This is a genomic window from uncultured Treponema sp., assembly GCF_946187725.1.
Lineage (GTDB): Bacteria > Spirochaetota > Spirochaetia > Treponematales > Treponemataceae > Treponema_D.
In genome coordinates, this window is sequence record NZ_CAMHSK010000022.1 from 24,828 (window position 1) to 43,711 (window position 18,884).

The following is an 18,884-nucleotide window of genomic DNA, read 5'->3' on the forward strand; positions in this document are numbered from 1 at the left end:
TTAAAAAAAAGCCCAGACAGAAAATTCCGTCTGAGCGTATTTGATTTACATCTCGATATAATCTCTAAGTCCGCTTGCACGGCGCGGGTGTCGGAGCCTTCGGAGAGCCTTGGCTTCAATCTGTCGGATTCGTTCCCTCGTTACATTGAAGTAAAGACCGACTTCTTCCAAAGTAAGGCTGTATCCGTCATCAAGACCGAAACGCATTTTAAGGACTTCCTGTTCACGAGAAGGAAGCGTGTTGAGGACCATACGCAACTGCTCCTGAAGCAGAGTGTATGCGGTCTGATTTGCTGGATTTTCAACATCCTTATCCTCGATGAAATCTCCGAGCTGAGAATCTTCTTCCTCACCGATTGGAGTTTCGAGAGAGATTGGCTCACGGGCAACATTTTTGACCTGCTTAACACGAGTAACAGGCCAGCCGAGCTGCTGTGCGATTTCTTCATCGGTTGGTTCACGGCCCAGTTTTTGCATAAGCTGACGGCCTTCACGCACTACTTTGTTGATTTGTTCAATCATGTGGACAGGAACACGGATTGTTCGTGCCTGATCAGAAATTGAACGAGTAATAGCCTGACGAATCCACCATGTTGCATAGGTTGAAAATTTATAGCCCTTTCGGTACTCAAATTTTTCGACAGCCTTAATAAGACCGATGTTTCCTTCCTGAACCAAGTCAAAGAACTGAAGACCACGGTTTGTATATTTTTTAGCGATTGATACGACGAGACGAAGGTTCGCATTAATCAGCTTGTTCTTTGCCTTTTCAAGCATTCTACGACCGCGTTCAATTTCATCAGCCATAGTAAGGATTTCTTCTACATTGTTCTCGAAATCGTATTCCATGCGGCGGAGTTTTCGGTCAATTTTCTGAATCTGAGTATAAATGTCACGGATTTCATCACTCTTTAATCCGAGCTCATTTTCAAGTTTGATTGCCTCAGAATGAATTGCCAGACGGCGACCAAGACTTCTCAACTCAGCAGGATTTGAAATGCGGAGTTCTCGCATTTTGTGCTCCTGCTTATGGCGGAATTCTTCGATTTTTTGAGTCGCTTCAACAAATTTTGCACTGAATTTTTCGATTTCTTCTGACTGAATATCGATTTTCTGAAGTTCAGGTAAAATTTTTGCCCGGAGTTCAATAATCTGCTCATTCTCAAAGATTTCACGAGACTGATTTGCCTCAAAGAGCTGCTTTTTAAGGTTCATATAAGCCTTCATGCTCTCTTTGCAAGCCTTGAGGTTTTCTCCATAGCAGCTTTTTAAACGGCGCTTTTCAGCCTGAGCCTCATTGATTTCTTTGCGGGCTTTTCCAGGCTCATGAGGATCGATTTTAGCAAAAGCTTTCTGACAGATGGCAAAGAATTCAGGAATCATCATGCCGGACTTTTTAATGACATCCTTTATGATGTTCTCTCCGTCTTCCATCTGCTTTGAATATGTAACTTCCTGTTCTGCTGTAAGAAGTTTTTCTTTGCCGATTTCACGCAGATAAAGACGAATCGGGTCATCAACATTAGAGTCTTTATCACCGTTTACAAGCCGGGTAGCAGCAAGCTCATCTTCCGCTTCGCCAACGCCTTCTGCGTCCTCGTCATCAAGCAAGTCCTCATCGTCATCAGTCCCGTCATCCAAATCAGTGTCTTCTTCCATGACTTGAATGTTATTCTGGGTTAGAAGTTGAAGCACATCTTCCATTTTTGGTGAATTCACGAAATCCTGACCTAAAATTTCATTGATTTCATCCCAAGAAACAATCTGCTTATCCTTAGCATATTCTAAAAGTTTTGCAACTTTAGGATCCAGTTCCTGATCCATATACCAGTCCTTTTTTGTTAATTTTTTCGTCTATATACTTTTTTTGTTCAAAGAGCCTTGTCATAAGTTCCTGATTTGCAGGAATACTCAACTGCGATTGAAGGGAGTTAATCTGCTCAAGAATGGATTTTCGCTTTCGTTTGAGGCTGTTTATTTCCAGCTGCTCAATGCTTTCCGCAACTGACTGTGCCGTGAACTGAGAAAATTCCCCTCTGGAAACAGACTCAGTGATTTTTTGTTTTATGCCGTCATGATTGCAATGATTCAACACAGAAACAAAAGACAAATCTCCTGCCTTATAGCACTCCTTCAAAGTTGAAAACAAAGTTCTAGCAAAAGGATTCTCGAAATCGTCTTCCGTCAAGCGACTCTGCATCAGTTCAAACTGATTTGTATCGGACAGAACAGCCAGAACAGCCCGGAATTCAGCGTTGATTACAACTTCGCTTCCAACAGGCGCCTGTGACTCCGTTTTTGTGGCAAGCCGCCGCTTATTCAGATTCTCACGGTTGAAGAAATCCCTTTTAACTGCTTCCAGAGAAATGTTTAGAGTCCGCCCCAGAAGATTCAGACTTGATTCTTTCTGTATGTCAGTCTGTAACGCATCTACATAAGGGAAGAAATCCAAAGCGAACTTAGCCTTGCCTTCTGGTGTATCCTTCTGGTACTTTTGCGACAGAAAACTCAACAGATAATCACTATCCAATATAGCGGAATTGACTTCATTTGTCAAGGTTTCCGCACCGAAATTCAGCATAATTTCTGCAGGATCTTTAGCGTTATGAAGACGGATTATTTTTACCGTAAGCCCCTGTTTCCTGCACATAAGGATTGCACGCATCGTAGCCGCCTGACCAGCGCCATCTGAGTCAAACGAAAGAAGAATCGTGTCCGCAAATCCCCTCACGATTTTAATCTGATCTTCAGTAAGGGCAGTTCCCAACGGAGCAACCGCATAATTTATTCCGCACTGATGATAGGCAATGCAGTCCATGTATCCTTCACAGAAAATGACCTTTTTATTCTCACGAATTGCCTGTTTTGCAAAATTAAAGGCATATAAGGTCTCACCCTTCTTATACTGAATCAAATCCCCAGAATTAAGATATTTTGGTGATTTTTCAGGATCTCCCCGCAAAAAACGCCCCCCAAAAGCAACCGCTTGACCACGCCTGTCAAAAATCGGGAACATAAGCCTATCTGAAAAAAAAGCGATATCCGGATAATTTCTGCTGAAAAGCCCGGATTTTGCGAGGAATTCATCACTGAAATTTTTAGCGCGAAGGAATTTTTTAAGCCATGTTCTGTCAGACGGCGAATAACCGAGCTTAAATTTTTCAATTGTTTCAAGCGAAATTCCGCGTTTCGTAATGTAATCAAGGGCGAATTTTCCAGCCTCAGTTTTCACCAGGCCGTAATGAAACATATCTGCAACACGGTTATACAAATCGATATAAAGTTCTTTTGTGTTATCAGTTTTTTCAGCATTTGGAACGAAATTGTTCGTATATTTGATTTCAACGCCAAATTTTTTGGCAAGAAGCTTCAATGCCTCAGGGAAGCGGATTTTTTCCATTTCCATCACAAATTTAATCGCATCCCCGCCCTCATGACAACCGAAACAATAAAACATGTTTTTTTCAGGAGTCACAGAAAAAGACGGGGTTTTTTCATGATGAAAAGGACAACACCCCCACCACTGATTACCTTTCTGTTCAAGCTGAACATAATCACTTACAACAGAAACAATGTCCGCAGAAGAGAGAACCGCATCTTTGGTTTCGGGGGAGATAATTCCTTCCATAATCGCCTATACATTATCGGCAGATTTCTTGAATTTCACCTTCAAATTTCAGTTTTTCTTTGTTTTGAAATTTGTTCCAGCCTTAACATGAGCATTAAAAGACTTGGAGAAAGTGTGGCTTCCAGAAGCTGAATCTGTGAGCGTGAAGTAGAAATAATCGGTCTGAGGCGGATTTGCCGCAGCTTTAAGCGCAACAATCCCTGGATTTGAAATAGGTGAAGGTGGAAGAGCAGCCCACTTATAGGTGTTGTACGGGCTGTCAATTTTAAGGTCATCATAAGTAATAATATCAGGATGAGGCTTTCCCTGAATTTCGGTAATGATATACTCGATTGTGGCACAAGAATAAAGCCCTACACCAGCATCAATTCTGTTCTTAAAAACACTGGCAATCAAAGGGGCTTCTTCCTGAACACGGTATTCCCGCTCAACGATTGAAGCAAGAACAAGAGTATCATAAAAAGCTGACGGTGACTTGCCTGCGAAATACGGAATTTCTGAGATTTTGCTAAAAAACGAATCCAGCATCATCTCAAGAGCCTTTTCTGCTCCCATACCAGGTGCGAAGAAATATGTATCGGGGAAAAGAAATCCCTCAAACGAGTGCGACGGAATTCCGTATTTTTCAAGCAAAATCGGATTCTGGCAAACCTCAATAAAATCATCAGCATTACAAACTTCGTTCTTTTCAAGAAGAGCGGCAATTTTTCTTAGAGTAAATCCTTCGGGAACAGAAACCCGCGTATAATCCTGAACGCCAGACTCAAGAACAGCCATTATCTGAAGTGCATCCATAGCTGAATTCAAATTGTAAAACCCTGACTGAAGCACAGGAGCCGTATTTCTAAAGGAAAGGAAAGGAAATCGGGCCGCAAGATAAAAAGCCCTGTCTGAACGGATAAGCCCCTTTTCAACAAGAATTTCAGAAATTCTTGCGACGCTTGAACCGCTTGGAATTTCGACCCGGAAGGACTTCGCTTCAGATTGAGAATCAGGAGCAGAAAGCGAAACCCTAAATGCAAGGAAACAGGCAAGAAAGGCCAAAACAACACAAGCAAAAGCTGAGAGTACAAAAGAGATAAAAGTGTTTTTTTTATTTTTCATGAGTAAAAAGCCGCAGCCTCGTCAATCGACATTGAATTGTAAATAGTCCGCTCTATTTTTGAAGCAAAACCAAGGAGCGCATCGGGAATAACTTCCTGATGATTGCGGAAAAAGCGGGCAAGACTCCGAACCTCGCGCTCCGAAAAATGATAATCAAGCACCAATGAAGAAGGACGCAAAGAATCATCTGAATCCATCATAATTCAATCACAGCTCCCTCGCAGGCGATGTCAATCTCCATGGCACTTCCCGAAACATAATTCGCGTACCATTTGGCAGATTCTAGAATCGTGTTAAGCCTTCTGTCATCGTAAGTAGGTTCATGATGGAACATAAAGACTTTTTTTGCCTTCCACATAAAAGCAAAATCAATGGCATAACAGAAAGCAGAATGCCCCCAGTTAACCTTACGAAGTGATTCTTCGACCGTATATTGAGAATCAATCAGAATTACATCCGCATTCTCAAAAATAGCAGCCTTTTCTTCAGTACGGACAAAATCTTTGCTACCGATTTCGATGTCGGTAGCATATACGAATTTCTTTCCGTCTTCGACTACAGCATAACTGTAAGAATCACCGGGATGCCCCATTTTGGTGCAGGAAATTTCTGCAGTACCGATATTTAAGACCTGACCAGGTTCAATTAGATGAAAATTAAAATGCTTTTCGATTCCAGAAAAAGGCACAGGGAAAAACGGAGAAGACATCTGCGTTTCAAGATATTCCTTCATCTGAGGATAAGGAGAATAAACATCAAAGATAATATTGGGATTGTATGCCGCATCAAAAAAAGGAAGCCCCTGAATATGATCCCAATGGAAATGAGACATAAAAAGATGATAATGAGAGTGTGCCGGAGGATCAGCGAATTTCCCCATGACACGCATTCCGGAACCAGCATCAAAAATGATGTCAGAACCGTCTTTAAGGACAAGTTCAACACAGGGAGTATTGCCACCCGCAGTGCCTGAAATCCACCAGGGAAGTGACGAAATGAAATTTAACTTTGCTTCGTCAGACTCAATATCTTCTGATTTTATGCGTTGTAATGCCGCGTAAAGCTTTGTGCGAATCTGCTGTGCTGACAACGGGGTCGGAATTGAACCCCGAACCCCCCAAAAATGAACATTCACCGATGTGACCCCATCTGCTCCATGACAGACATTTTAGCCGTACATGGATTAAAAATATGCAGATAAAGTATAAACCGATAACGATTCTTTGTCAAAAGTTTAAATGATTTTAAATGATTTTTATGCTTCCACTCCGCCCTTTTGTGAAAGCTGAAGGTACATCTGATCTGCAAGACCGAATCCTGCATTTTTCGTCATCATGGTAGCATATTCATCATAAAGCATATCTTCATACATGTTTTTGGCATAATCATTCTGAGAATCAGCCTTCATTACGGTTTTACGCATAGAAGAAAGCATCATTTTGACGATATATGATTCCATTTCGAGAGATTTTTCGTAGAGTTTTGATGTGCGGTCGATTGTCCCCTGCACGACATTAGGATTTGCCTGATTTGCGGCAGCGCCCTGAGGCAAAGCAGTTTTATCACTTTCAGCCATAAAGGCACCAGAAAATCCAGAAGTCCAGTCACCGTTAATCCGGCCGTCATAAGAAGTCTGTGAAGAAGAAAGATTTTTTCCGACAACGCCAGATTCAGCTTTAGCAAGAGATTTAGCCTCATTTACAAGCGCATCAAATTTTCCCTTTTCAGAAGAAATTTTTGCACTGAGAGAAGCCCCCTCACCTTTAGTAATTGCACTGATTCCACCGATTGTCATATAAAAAACTCCGTTTTTTTTAGTTAGCAGTTAGCAATGAGCAATTTTTTTTACTGCTAACTGCTACTCGCTAACTTTTTATTATCGTTTAAGATTTACTGCTGTTGAAAGCATTGAGTCTGTTGTCTGGATGGCTTTTGAATTGAATTCGTAAGCACGCTGAGCAACAATCATCTGAACCATTTCGTTTACAACAGAAACATTCGACATTTCGACAAACTTATGTTTTGTAACACCGAAGCCCTCAAAGCCCGGCCGGCCGGCGATTGCCTCACCAGAAGCATTTGTGACTTTATAAAGATTATCACCAACTGCTTCAAGACCTGCATTATTCGGGAAGCGGTACAACTCAAGCTGTGCAACATCAACAGGATCATCCTGTCCGAAAATTTTAACTGTTACACGGCCTGTGTCATCAATTGTAAGGGTGTGGATGTCGTATCCTTCCGGCATGATTACTTCCGGCTGAACGCGCAAACCATTTGAGTTTACGAGCTGACCGTTCATATCAATTTTGAAAGAACCATCCCTGGTGTATGCGAAACTTCCGTCATACTGCTGAACGCGGAAGAAACCGTCACCAACGACTGCAACATCTGTATCAACACCAGTGTTCTGAAGAGAGCCTTGTGTGAAAACGCGCTGTGTAGCTGCAACTTTTGTACCTGCACCCTGCTGGATTCCCACAGGAGTGACTGTATCCTCAGTTGCTGGTGTACCTGCCAGTTTCACATTCTGGTAAATCAAATCCTCGAACTCAACACGCTGCTGCTTGAATCCAGTTGTGTTGACATTTGATAGGTTATTTGAAATCGTGTCGAGATTCTGCTGCTGACCGTTCATTCCTGTCGCTGCTGTCCAAAGGCTTCTTACCATTTTTTACTCCTAAAAACACATTTGTCTTACAGTTTTATTATCGGAATCAGATAAAAAAATTTAACAGGAATCTTTTTTGATGATAAAAACTTTTGAAGGAAAGAATGCGAAAAGAAAGTTGGAAGAAAGCGATTTAAAATAAAAAACGGCCTTGCTTTCAAGACCGTAAAACTCATGGGGAGTGAGGGACTCGGACCCCCGAACCCGAAAGGGAGCGGATTTACAGTCCGCCGCAATTGCCGCTATGCGAACTCCCCGGTTAACCTTAGCGGTTAAAAAAGCTGCTTGTAGGACTTGGACCCACGACCCCGAGATTACAAATCACGTGCTCTACCAACTGAGCTAAAGCAGCATTTATTTTTTTTAGTGTTTCACAGTAGTGCGCCGTGAACGAATATGATATTATTCTTTATCAAAAAAAATGTCAATAGCAAAATATAAAAAAAATTAATTTTTTTTATATTTTTTTTGCAAAGTCAGGACGAAGCTTTTCTGCACCATTGATGTAAACTGGAACAGGTGTAACGCCCTCCTCAAGATAAGCCGTAACCAGAAGGCGAATCATTTTTTCAGGAGAACCTTCGATTTTTGGTTCCTGAGAACAGAAAAGCGGGATGGCAGAAACATCAAATTCACTCTGCCCTTTACGAAGTGCCGCAGCAGGATTAAGCTTGTCCAAATCATCTGTAATTGTGAACTGAATCGAAACAAAATCAATCGGTTCAAGTTTATTCTCGCTGAAAAGTTTAAGGCACATCTCGCAGACATTCTTACGGATTGATTCAGCTGTATTTTCAGCCCCCGTTGCACCACGAATCGCAAAAAGTCTCTTTGACATTTTTCCCCCATCTTTTTTAATAAAAGAAATTCTGTTAATATAAAGGCATCCCAAAACTGAAATTTCAGATGTTGCCAAAAGTATATATTTTTACAGGAGACGATTCAAGGAATGACGGCAGAAAACACGGCTGACAAAGAAACGGACATACTTCCGGAACCAGCGCCGCAAAAAGAAACCGAAACTGCTCCCAGGCATCAAAAAAAATCCCGCCGCCTCCCTCCTCTTTTGCGCCTCACACGAAGAACTGTCGTTTTTCTTTCTCTTACGCTCATAGCAACGATTCTTTTCTTTATGACAGGGAATCAGCAGCATTTTCTTGACTCAAATTTAAATATCATTTTAAAAATAATTGCATGCAACGCAATTGCCCTTTCCTTTATCACTTTCGCCGCAATTTTTGAATGTATTTTCTATGTGGCAAAAATTAAAAAACTCCGGCTGATTATTCATCTAATCTGCTACATTCTTGTACTTGCAGTCAGCGTGGCAGTTTCAATTCTCGCACTTTCAATAAACATGCTTTCAGAAGGTATTTTTTTCTGATATAATAAGCGCATGAAATCCATAAAGATTCCCGAAATTCTCAAAAAACTCAATGCAATTTTTGCTCAAAACGGCTTTGAAGCATATCTCGTCGGAGGCGCAGTCCGCGATGTTCTTCTCGGAAAAAAAGCGGCCGACTGGGACATCACGACAAACGCAAAACCAGAGCAGATAATGAGTATTTTCCACAGGGTAATTCCAACGGGAATCGCTCACGGCACCGTAACGATTCATTTCATGGGAAAAGAAATCGAAGCAACGACATTCAGAACCGAATCCGGCTACACCGACGGCAGGCACCCTGACAGCGTTAATTTCAACGCCACCCTCGAAGATGATTTGTCGCGCCGTGATTTTACAATGAACGCAATTGCGGCCTCACTTGAAGACGGTACAATCATCGATCCGTTTGACGGCCGAAAAGACATAAAAGCCAAAAAAATCCGCACTGTCGGAAAAGCCCGCGACCGCTTTCTGGAAGACGGTCTCAGGCCAATCCGGGCAATCCGATTCTCAAGTCAGCTGGGCTTCGAAATAGAAGAAGAAACCTATGCGGCCATCAAGCTGAGCGAAGTTCAGGAAAAAATAAAATCCATCTCAATGGAGCGATTCCGGGATGAATTTGAAAAAATAATGAAAGCAGAAGAACCTTCACGGGCTCTCCACAGAATGGAAGAAACAGGCATCTTAAAGGTTTTCATTCCTGAACTGGCACAGTGCCGTGGTGTTGACCAAGCAGATGTCCGTGGATTTCACGAATTTGATGTTCTTGACCACAATCTCTATGCTTGTGATGGAGCCCCACGCGACAACCTTATCGTAAGGCTTGCGGCCCTCTTCCATGACATCGGCAAAAAAGATGCCCGCTCTGTCGAAAAAATCGAATATCCGCCGCATTCAGGCAATATCGTTGAACTCCTTCACTTCCACAGGCACGAATTTTACTCGTCAAAACAGACAAAAGAACTTCTTACCCGGCTCAAGTTTCCGAATGCGGTCATCAATCAAGTCACGCACCTGATTGAACAGCATATGTTTTTCTTTGAGGAACACTGGACCGACGCTGCAGTACGCCGATTTCTCGTCAGGGTTCAGAAAGAAAATGTTGAAGACCTCTTTGCCCTCAGAATGGCAGACATTTACGGAATGCACAGGGTAAAAGTTGACCCAATGAATGAGGGCGTGCAAAAAATATTCAATCTCCGCCAAAGAATCGAGGAAGTCAGTTCAAAAGAAAATGCACTTTCCCTAAAGGATTTGGCCGTAAACGGAAACGACCTGATTAAAATCGGAATTCCTGCGGGGAAAAAACTCGGTCTCATTCTCGGAGAGCTCTTCCAATGCGTCCTCGATGATCCCGAAATGAACACAAAAGAAAAACTCCTGACAGTCGCAAAGAATCTTAACGAAAGATAATCATGTTGCAGAAGACGCGATTTTATCTTCTAGGAAGCGGCTGTCTTCTTCACGCATTGAAGAAAAACTTGCACAGGCACAGAGCCTGTCACATTCAAAATTCTCGTAAATACGGTTTATGATACAGCTGGCGTAAACCTTTCGCTCTTTGACTGGGCCCGCAATCGGAAAACGCATGAGGAGAGCATATTCAGAGCCTGAAACGAAAGGCATATCGGTCTTTTTTGAGGCAAAAACTATGACGCTGGAATCAAGGTAAATAACAGATGGAGAATGAATTCTGCCAGCGATTGACTCAGCGGCAGTGCTTAAAGGAAGAGGCTCAGAAAGAAATTTTTCGATGAGCGAATTGTAATCAGAAACCTTAAAGAGCGGGAATCTTGAATCAAACTCGCAGTTGATTTCAGCAGGTCTGGCAGCCTTTTTGGATGGAGTTGTTTCATAAAACACCGTGACCGCAAAATCTTTTCGCTCAGATTCTTTTTTATCTTCAATTTTGCTGATAATCTTAGGAATCACAAGGGCAAGTCCTGCAGAAGAATTCTGGGCTTTTGTCTCAAAATAAAGGGCAAGTTTGTTGAAATAAAACATAACCTGAACGCTTTTTCCGTCAAACGAAAGAATTTGCCCGTTCGGTTTAGGAATAATAATGATTCCCTGTTCAAGCACTTTCATCTGCTCGCCACGCACGGCAACAGGAAAGGCAGGAACAGAAGATTTTTCGGATTTTTCGGGAGATAAAGAAGATTCTTCCGACAGGGAGATGGTAAGCGGAACATTACCATCAGCGAGATATTCAAGGACAAGCTGCCGTTCGATTCCAGTCAGTGCCTTGCCAGCCATCAAAAAATCTCCCAATCGTCAATCTGAACCTGATCGATTTTCCAGGCCCCTGCATTCTCAAAACAAAATACAGAAAGCGTAAGAGATGCCTTGTCGCTGAAAAATTTTACAGGAACTTCATAATATATGCCGTCAAGAAAAGGCTGACCGAAAACAAATGAGCTGAAATAAGATTTTTCTGGAACAGGCTTTTCTGATTCCTCAGATTCATTTTCTGAGGAAGGATTTTCTGATTCCTCAGATTCGTTTTTTGAAGAAGGATTTTCTGCATCGGCCGAGTCTTTGCTTTCTGTTGCAGTTTTAATTTCTGAAGTCTGAGAGTCTTCTTTTTTTACATTTTCTTCGATTTTATCAAGTTCAAAGCAATCGCCAAAAATCCGCTTGAAATCACTACAAAAAAGAGCAAGGGAATAAAGTGAATCTTTTGAAAAGAAAGAGTCGGCATCCTTGTTTTTTGCAATGCAGTCTGAAAAAGAAGTAAGAGTCTCGCGAAGAGATTTTGAAATCAGTGTTGTATCCAGAGAACCAAAAGCACTAAGCGTAGGGAAAATTCTTGATGAATCAGGCTGAGTTCCCGCAAGAACAATCAGCGGAGAAAGATTGAGTTTTGAAGAGATTCCGAAAACAGAAGAAACTGGTGTAGAAAGCCTGTCCGTTTCGATTTCTTCAGTCCATATCGTAGACTCATAGAGACTGTTTGCAGTGTAGCGGAGAGTCGGAGTTTCATCAGCAGGAGCGGCATCCTGATCGGCATTTGAGCATGAAAGCAAAAAAGCTGGAAGAGCCGTAAAAGAGAACAATAGAGCTGAAAATCTGAAACAAGATTTCATCCGCATAACTCAAGAAGAATAACAGAAATTTAATTTTTTGTTAAGGGAATGAGCAAAACAGAAGGCTTGGAATCACTCACGGAAAGTCAGAAGCTTCTTTTCCATTTGAGGTACAGGCAGTTCGATTGTGAAAGTAGTGCCCTCGCCCAAAACAGATTTTACGCTTATGTCGCCGGAAAATTCCTTTATGATTTTATAACTCATGGCCATTCCAAGCCCGGTTCCGTTTGATTTTGTTGTAAAGTATGGCTCAAACACGCGGGAGGCCGTTTCATCACTCATACCGATTCCGTCATCCTTGAAAGTAAGAATGTACCTTTCGCCAGCTATTTTTGACTTTATGCTGATTTTACCACTAATATGCCCGGATTTTTCTGAACACTCATCAACATCAAATTTCTTTTCAATGGCAAAAATTGCATTCTGAGAAAGATTTACGATTACTTCACGGAAAAGCTTCGAATCAAGAAGAAGACGCACATCGCACCCGCAGAGATTTGACTCAAGTTCAATCTGTTTCTCAGAGAATTCTGGAGAGAAAAACGAAATGAAATCTTCAAGGATTTTATCAGGATTAACCAGCTCAAGTTTAGCGGAAATGGGACGCACGGCCATCAGAAAATCAACGACAATTTTGTTCAGCCGCTCAATTTCCTGAGTCACGACATCAAGATAATCCTCAGCATATTTTGCCGGTGGAAGAAGCCCGTCCCCCTCACGCTTTTTTTTGATTGCCTTCTGCATCAGCTGAATATGAATGGAAATCGCACCAAGAGGATTTTTTATTTCGTGGGCAACGCTTGCGGCCACATTTGTAAGCCCTGCAAGAGTTTCCATGCGGTGAAGAAGCACTTCCTGATTGCGTTTTTCGGTCACATCATCGATTCGGATGATTGAGCCTATGAGATTTTTATCAAGATTCTGTTTTTTGACCAGCGGAGTAAGATAAACATCGATAAAACGCACTGACCCGCCGGCCGTACTGACAGTGTATTCGCCAGAAATATTTGTTTTATCGGCTTCATACGCTCCCTGAAGGAATTTTGCAATTTCATCGTCATCAATCAACTTCCAGACGGCAAGGCCTTCAGATTTTGAATCCTCAGGATTGATTTTGAAAGGAAGAAATCGTTCAGCTGCCTTATTGATTTTTAGCAGGCAGAAATTTTCATCGACGATAATAAGACCAGACGGAAGGCTCTGAAAAATCGAGTCGAACATCTCGGTCTGGGCATAGCAGTCTTCAACAAGATTCTGAATTTGAAGCGGAGTGAGCTTGTCAATTTTTTGTGACACGCGGCGGGAAAACTCTTTCATTGATGAAAAATTATAGCACTTTCCCTAAGTACATGCTATACTTGCTCCCGAAATTTTATGCATAAGAAAACACTTGAACAACTGGACTATTACAGGCTCCGTCAGACAATCGCGGGCTATTGCGTCAGTATGGAAGGCAAACGCTCCATTTTAAGCCGCGAACCTTACACGCAGGAACAGATTGAAAAAATCAATCAGCTGAAAACCCTTTCCTCACAGTGGCAGAGGGCAATCACCTCAAAAAATCCGCTGCATCTCAGCTCATGGAACGAAATCGCATCGTTTATAAAACTTCTGCAGGCTGATGGCACAACACTTGAACAGGAACAGCTCTATTCTCTATATCTTTTTGCTTCTTCGGCGAGCAGCCTTTACGCATCTGTAAAAACAGCGGCATCTTCTCTTTCCTTAAAAAATCTTCTGGACCTTGCAGAAACACTTCCCTATTCTGCAATCGAACAGACGCTTTCAATCATCTCACGAATTATCGACAAAGACGGTAATCTCAAAGACCTTCCGTCTCTGCGCGAAATCAGGGCAAAAATCGCACAGATACAAAGCGAAATAAAATCAGCATTAAAAAAATACACAAGCGACACAAGCCTTAACACGGTTCTCGAAAGCAATGTTCCGGCGTTCAGGGCAGACAGGCAGGTTCTGGCCGTAAAAGCAAGCCAGCGAAACAGAATTTCCGGCATCGTACATGAAGTATCTGCTTCCGGGCAGACTCTCTTTATTGAGCCAGAAGAAGTTGTACGCAAAAACAATGAGCTTTTACAGGAAGAATCACGACTTGCTCAGGAAACCCGCAGAATTTTCAGGGAAACGACAGCCCTTCTGCATCCGCTCTATGATGACTTAAAATCGGCACTCAAAACGATGACCCTTTTTGATGAAACTTATGCCGCCGCAAGATGGGGTGCCGAAAATCTCTGCAACTATGCCATGGAATGCAAACGGACCGAAGAAGACGCACCTCTTCTGATTCAGGCACGACATCCTCTTTTGGGCGAAAATGCCGTTCCAATCGACATAAAATGGCTTCCCGGAAAAAACATTCTCATCATTACAGGTCCGAATACAGGCGGCAAAACTGTCACGCTAAAAACCTTCGCGCTTTTTTCAATGCTCAACCAGTCAGGATTTCCAATTCCGGCGAGTGACAGCACCCGTCTTCCGATTTTCAATTCGATTTTTGCTGATATCGGCGATGACCAGTCAATAGACAATTCTCTCTCAACCTTCAGCGCACACATGAAGAATATTGCCGCAGCTGTAAGGCACGCTGATTCCCATTCACTTGTTCTTCTTGATGAATTTGGAGGCGGAACCGACCCTCAGGAAGGTGGAGCCGTAGCAATGGCCTGTCTTGATTCATTAATCGAAAAACAAGCATTTGTCCTTGTTACGACGCACCACGGAAGTCTCAAGAACTACGGTTACACAACGCCGTCCTGCATCAACGCAAGCGCAGAATTTGATTCTCAATCCCTCGCTCCCACATACAAAATCGTCATGGGAGTTCCAGGTGAAAGTCATGCCCTTGATATCGCAAAACGCTCAGGTCTTCCCGGTTCGGTCGTCGCAAAGGCAAAATCCTACCTTACGAATCAGCAAGCAGATGTTTCAACCTTAATCCGCGGACTGACTAAAAAACATGCTGAACTTGACAGGCGTGAAAAAGAATTTGCAGATAAAGAAAACCGCCAGAACGAAAAAATTCTTAAACTCGAACAGAAAGACCTCAAGCTCCGCCAGAAAGAAAATGAGCTTAAAGAGCGTGAAAGCCGAAACGAATCCCGTTTTTTAAGAGAAACCCGAAAAACGCTTGAAAATCTTGTCCGAGAGCTAAGAGAGGGCGAAATCACACGCGAAAAGACCCTCAAAATGCGGAAATTCTTAAATGATTTGACAGAAGATGTAGAACTTCAGGAACTGGAGCTTGAAGAAGAAAAAGAGAGACTCGAAAAAGAACAGGAAGAACTTCAGAAAAGACTAGAATCAGAAGAAATCATCTCGGAAAACGGCATGAGGATTTCAAAATCATCAGATTCACGCACGCAATCCAGCAAAAAAACGAAACGAAAGCTGAGCAACAAAGAAGCCCTCAAAACAGCAAAAGCGACCTACACTGACGAGGAAGTTTTCAATCTCACTCCAAGGGCAAAAAATCAGCCTGCACCAAAATTCGAATTTGCAGAAGGTGCAGAAGTTCTTGTCGGTTCTAGCCGCTCAAAAGGAATTCTCCTGCGCGAAGAAAAAAAAGGCGTCTGGCTTGTCCAGCTCGGCTCAATCAGAATGAGCGTAAAGCAAAAAGAAATGCAGCTTATTTCACCAACAAAACTTTCAACTGCTGATTACACCGTAGAACTCAACAAAGATGAAGGCAGCGGAAGTCCAGTCTTCGAATTGAGGCTTTTGGGAATGCGTGAAGAAGAAGCAATCAGGGCACTGCAAAAGCAGCTGGATCTCTGTGCGATGACAAGTTTTAAGAGTTTCAGCGTAATTCACGGAAAAGGCAACGGAATTTTGCAGCAGGCGGTCCAGGATTATCTTTCAAACTATCCGGGCGTAAAAAGCTTCTATTATGCCCGTCCTGAAGACGGCGGCTTTGGAAAGACTTATGTTGAAATGAATTAGCGGCGCAGACCGAGATTTGCCTTGTCTTCTGTTGTAAGAAAATCTGAAAATAGGTATAATTTATTTATATAAAAATTTTCAGAGGTACTAAAAATGGCTCTTACGCTCGCAGAAAAAATTTTGCAGGAACACATAGTTCCAGAGGCATGCCCAAACATCAAATTCAACAAGGGCACTCCAATCCCGCGTGGTGAGGACATCGCAATTAAAATCGACCAGACGCTCACTCAGGACGCAACAGGAACAATGGCATACCTGCAGTTCGAGACAATCGGTATTCCACGGGTCAAAACAGAGCTTTCAGTTTCATACATCGACCACAACACTTTGCAGACTGACTTCAAGAACATGGACGACCATCGTTATCTTCAGTCTGTAGCCGCAAAATACGGCCTTTATTTCTCACGACCGGGCAACGGTATCTGTCATCAAGTTCATCTTGAATCATTCGGAAAGCCGGGCAAAACTCTTCTCGGTTCTGACAGCCACACACCAACAGGCGGCGGAATCGGCATGATTGCAATCGGTGCGGGCGGTCTGGATGTCGCAGTCGCAATGGGTGGCGGTGCATTCCACACTCCGATGCCAAAAATCTTCGGCGTCAAGCTCACAGGAAAGCTCAAAAAGGGCGTCGGTGCAAAGGACATCATCCTTGAAGTTCTCCGCCGCGAAACAGTTAAGGGCGGAACAGGCGCAATTTACGAATATTTCGGCGAAGGCGTTGAAAAGCTCACAGTTCCACAGCGCGCAACAATCACGAACATGGGTGCAGAATTGGGCGCAACCTGCTCAATCTTCCCATCAGACGCATCTACAAAACGATTTCTCGAATCAATGGGCCGCGGAAGTGACTGGAGCGAGCAGAAGGCAGACGAAGGAGCCGTATATGACAAGCTCATCGAAATCAATTTGGATGAGCTTCATGCATTGGCTGCCTGCCCACACAATCCTGACGTAATCGACACAGTAAAAAATCTTGCCGGCAAAAAAGTCACACAGGTCGTAATCGGTTCATGTACAAACTCTTCTTTGGACGACTTGGAATCTGTTGCCGCAATCGTAAAAGGAAAGCATATCGCACCGGGAGTTGAAGCTGGTATCGCTCCGGGAAGCCGCACTACTCTCCTTATGGCAAGCAAAGCCGGCATCCTTGAGGACTTAATCGAAGCTGGTTTCCGAATCCTTGAATCAGCTTGTGGTCCTTGTATCGGTCAGGGCTTCGCTCCAAACAGCGAGGGCGTTACTCTCAGAACTTTCAACCGAAACTTCAAAGGCCGAAGCGGTACAGCCGACGCAAATGTATATCTCGTAAGCCCTGAGACAGCCGCAGCCGCAGCAGTAACAGGTGTTTTCACAGAGGCAGAAACTTTGAGCTATGAAGATCCAGCATACAAAACAGGTGTCCGAATCTCAATGCTCGAAGGAAACGACCCGCGCTTGTCTAGCCCGATGGTTCTCAACTGCGCGACAAACCGTGCTATGGTTATCCCGCCGCTCCCAGAATCAGAGGCTGCTAAAGTCGAAATCTTGCGTGGACCGAACATCAAGCCGTGCCCGGCATGCCGCGAATACAAATCAAATCTCTCACTCCCAGTACGCCTCAAGGCAAGCGACAATGTTTCGACAGACGATATCATGCCGGCTGGAGCAAAAGTTCTTCCATTGAGAAGTAACATCCCAGAGATTTCAAAATTCACCCTCACCCGTCTTGACGAAACTTTCTACACACGAAGCGAAGAAGCAAAATTCGCTGACTGCTGTGTAGTCGGTGGCGAAAACTACGGTCAGGGTTCTAGCCGTGAACACGCTGCATTGGGACCGATGTATCTCGGCGTTCGAGCCGTAATCACAAAGAGTTTTGCCCGAATTCACAAAGCAAACCTCATAAATTACGGAATTATTCCAATGACATTTGCAAATTCTGAAGATTATGATAAAATTAAGCAAGGGGATACGCTTGAGCTCAAAGATTTGGACGATTCCCTCAAAAACGGAAAACCGTTCAAAGTGCTCATCAACGGCAAAACAGAGATTGAGTGCGTGAACGATATTGCTGCTCGTTCAGCCCAGATTATTATGGCTGGCGGTCTTGCCGCTTACACACGAAAAGGCGGCAACTAAGACAAGCTCTATATAAAAAACGGAGGAATACTATGAATGTACATAACATGATGGAGGATTTGGTAGCGGCAGAAGTTAACAGCCTTTACGAACAAGTCAAAAAGGCAAAGTCCGTATGGCTCACCTGTGACTGCAAAAACTGCCGACTGGATACAATCAGCTATGTTCTGAATAGGATTTCTCCTAAATATGTAGTTTCAGGGCGGGGAGTCACCCACTCCAATGAGATTTTTGCCGACCATCAGCTTATCGCAGACATATCTGCCCTGGCAATGGAAGGATTAAGAATCATTTCTTCTACCAAAAGGCCTTTTCATTCACTTCCACGCGAAGAATGTATGGCTCAAAAAGAATCAAACCCAAGCTACAACTTTCCGACTTTTACAGGCACTGTTCTTGACGGCAGCACCTTTGAACCTATTTCAGGGGCAAAAATTTTGCTAAAACTCGATAGAAAGCCTGTCAGCATGGTAGACATGACCTGGGCCAACCCTACCCAAACTTTCCAAAGCACCAAGGGAGCTTTTACTTTCTGGGCAAAGTCACTTCCTGCTGAAAAGCCCGGTGAAAGCCGAAAATTCGAATTTGAGCTTGAAATTGAAGCAGATGGATATGAAAAATCATACCACTACTTTGATGTACCGATTATCAGTGATGACGAAACAAAAACAGAGCTGAACACAGCCTGTTCCGTCAAAATCCGAGACATCGTGCTTTTCAAACGCGAAATATTTGAAGAAGAAAAAAAAGCAGAAAAATAATTCATTTTTTGAAGTAATTGCGCAAAAGTTCGCCAAAAGACTTGACACAATTACTTCAACCTGCTAAACTATTATCACTTTTCGGGCAGTTAGCTCAGTTGGTAGAGCCCCTGGTTTACACCCAGGTTGTCGGGAGTTCGAGTCTCTCACTGCCCACACTTTTAAGACT

16 protein-coding genes and 3 tRNA genes are annotated in these 18,884 nt (G+C 43.1%); 6 read left to right on the forward strand and 13 right to left on the reverse strand.

Annotation, left to right across the window (positions count from 1 at the left end; all coding sequences use genetic code 11):
* Nucleotides 1-45: 45 nt before the first annotated feature.
* The 10 genes from rpoD to Q0Q74_RS09225 form a co-directional block, all read right to left on the reverse strand.
* Nucleotides 46-1,824, reverse strand: coding sequence for an RNA polymerase sigma factor RpoD (gene rpoD / locus Q0Q74_RS09180; protein ID WP_294430170.1), 1,779 nt, complete (start codon nucleotides 1,822-1,824; stop codon nucleotides 46-48).
* Nucleotides 1,802-3,628, reverse strand: a complete 1,827-nt coding sequence (gene dnaG / locus Q0Q74_RS09185; RefSeq protein ID WP_294430172.1) for a DNA primase — start codon at nucleotides 3,626-3,628, stop codon at nucleotides 1,802-1,804. Before dnaG ends, rpoD begins: the two co-directional genes overlap by 23 nt.
* Before the next feature lie 48 nt (nucleotides 3,629-3,676).
* A complete protein-coding gene (mltG, locus tag Q0Q74_RS09190; RefSeq protein WP_294430174.1) occupies nucleotides 3,677-4,732 on the reverse strand; it encodes an endolytic transglycosylase MltG in 1,056 nt (351 codons plus the stop codon).
* Nucleotides 4,729-4,932 carry a hypothetical protein gene (locus Q0Q74_RS09195; protein ID WP_294430176.1) on the reverse strand — a complete coding sequence of 68 codons (204 nt, stop codon included), beginning with the start codon at nucleotides 4,930-4,932 and terminating at the stop codon, nucleotides 4,729-4,731. Before Q0Q74_RS09195 ends, mltG begins: the two co-directional genes overlap by 4 nt.
* On the reverse strand, nucleotides 4,929-5,867 hold the full coding sequence (locus tag Q0Q74_RS09200) for an MBL fold metallo-hydrolase (protein ID WP_294430177.1): 939 nt from the start codon (nucleotides 5,865-5,867) through the stop codon (nucleotides 4,929-4,931). Before Q0Q74_RS09200 ends, Q0Q74_RS09195 begins: the two co-directional genes overlap by 4 nt.
* A gap of 120 nt (nucleotides 5,868-5,987) precedes the next feature.
* A complete protein-coding gene (locus tag Q0Q74_RS09205; protein ID WP_294430179.1) occupies nucleotides 5,988-6,527 on the reverse strand; it encodes a rod-binding protein in 540 nt (179 codons plus the stop codon).
* 81 nt (nucleotides 6,528-6,608) lie between these two features.
* Entirely contained in the window at nucleotides 6,609-7,403 is a 795-nt protein-coding gene (gene flgG / locus Q0Q74_RS09210) for a flagellar basal-body rod protein FlgG (RefSeq protein WP_294430180.1), read from the reverse strand.
* Nucleotides 7,404-7,578: 175 nt separating this feature from the next.
* A tRNA-Tyr gene (locus tag Q0Q74_RS09215) sits at nucleotides 7,579-7,660 on the reverse strand.
* 22 nt (nucleotides 7,661-7,682) lie between these two features.
* A tRNA-Thr gene (locus tag Q0Q74_RS09220) sits at nucleotides 7,683-7,755 on the reverse strand.
* Nucleotides 7,756-7,860: 105 nt separating this feature from the next.
* Nucleotides 7,861-8,241, reverse strand: coding sequence for a chorismate mutase (locus Q0Q74_RS09225; RefSeq protein WP_294430182.1), 381 nt, complete (start codon nucleotides 8,239-8,241; stop codon nucleotides 7,861-7,863).
* A gap of 111 nt (nucleotides 8,242-8,352) precedes the next feature.
* Between Q0Q74_RS09225 and Q0Q74_RS09230 the strand changes: the two genes are divergently transcribed.
* Together Q0Q74_RS09230 and Q0Q74_RS09235 are read left to right on the forward strand one after the other, a co-directional pair.
* Complete coding sequence (locus Q0Q74_RS09230; protein ID WP_294430183.1) at nucleotides 8,353-8,787, forward strand: hypothetical protein; 435 nt, start codon at nucleotides 8,353-8,355, stop codon at nucleotides 8,785-8,787.
* A 12-nt stretch (nucleotides 8,788-8,799) separates the two neighbouring features.
* On the forward strand, nucleotides 8,800-10,203 hold the full coding sequence (locus Q0Q74_RS09235) for an HD domain-containing protein (RefSeq protein ID WP_294430184.1): 1,404 nt from the start codon (nucleotides 8,800-8,802) through the stop codon (nucleotides 10,201-10,203).
* Here Q0Q74_RS09235 and Q0Q74_RS09240 read toward each other — a convergent pair whose 3' ends face one another.
* From Q0Q74_RS09240 to Q0Q74_RS09250, 3 genes are all read right to left on the reverse strand, one after another.
* Entirely contained in the window at nucleotides 10,204-11,046 is an 843-nt protein-coding gene (locus Q0Q74_RS09240) for a hypothetical protein (protein ID WP_294430185.1), read from the reverse strand.
* Entirely contained in the window at nucleotides 11,046-11,876 is an 831-nt protein-coding gene (locus Q0Q74_RS09245; protein ID WP_294430186.1) for a hypothetical protein, read from the reverse strand. The genes Q0Q74_RS09240 and Q0Q74_RS09245 overlap by 1 nt, the downstream gene beginning before the upstream one ends.
* 72 nt (nucleotides 11,877-11,948) lie before the next feature.
* Nucleotides 11,949-13,193 carry an ATP-binding protein gene (locus Q0Q74_RS09250; RefSeq protein WP_294430187.1) on the reverse strand — a complete coding sequence of 415 codons (1,245 nt, stop codon included), beginning with the start codon at nucleotides 13,191-13,193 and terminating at the stop codon, nucleotides 11,949-11,951.
* A gap of 57 nt (nucleotides 13,194-13,250) precedes the next feature.
* Between Q0Q74_RS09250 and Q0Q74_RS09255 the strand changes: the two genes are divergently transcribed.
* The 4 genes from Q0Q74_RS09255 (at nucleotide 13,251) to Q0Q74_RS09270 (ending at nucleotide 18,871) form a co-directional block, all read left to right on the forward strand.
* Nucleotides 13,251-15,833, forward strand: a complete 2,583-nt coding sequence (locus Q0Q74_RS09255; RefSeq protein WP_294430188.1) for a Smr/MutS family protein — start codon at nucleotides 13,251-13,253, stop codon at nucleotides 15,831-15,833.
* A 93-nt stretch (nucleotides 15,834-15,926) separates the two neighbouring features.
* Nucleotides 15,927-17,954 (forward strand): aconitate hydratase, encoded by a 2,028-nt coding sequence (locus Q0Q74_RS09260; protein WP_294430189.1) that lies wholly within the window; start codon nucleotides 15,927-15,929, stop codon nucleotides 17,952-17,954.
* Nucleotides 17,955-17,986: 32 nt separating this feature from the next.
* Nucleotides 17,987-18,715 carry a late competence development ComFB family protein gene (locus tag Q0Q74_RS09265; protein WP_294430190.1) on the forward strand — a complete coding sequence of 243 codons (729 nt, stop codon included), beginning with the start codon at nucleotides 17,987-17,989 and terminating at the stop codon, nucleotides 18,713-18,715.
* An 83-nt stretch (nucleotides 18,716-18,798) separates the two neighbouring features.
* A tRNA-Val gene (locus Q0Q74_RS09270) sits at nucleotides 18,799-18,871 on the forward strand.
* The last annotated feature ends 13 nt before the right edge of the window (nucleotides 18,872-18,884 follow it).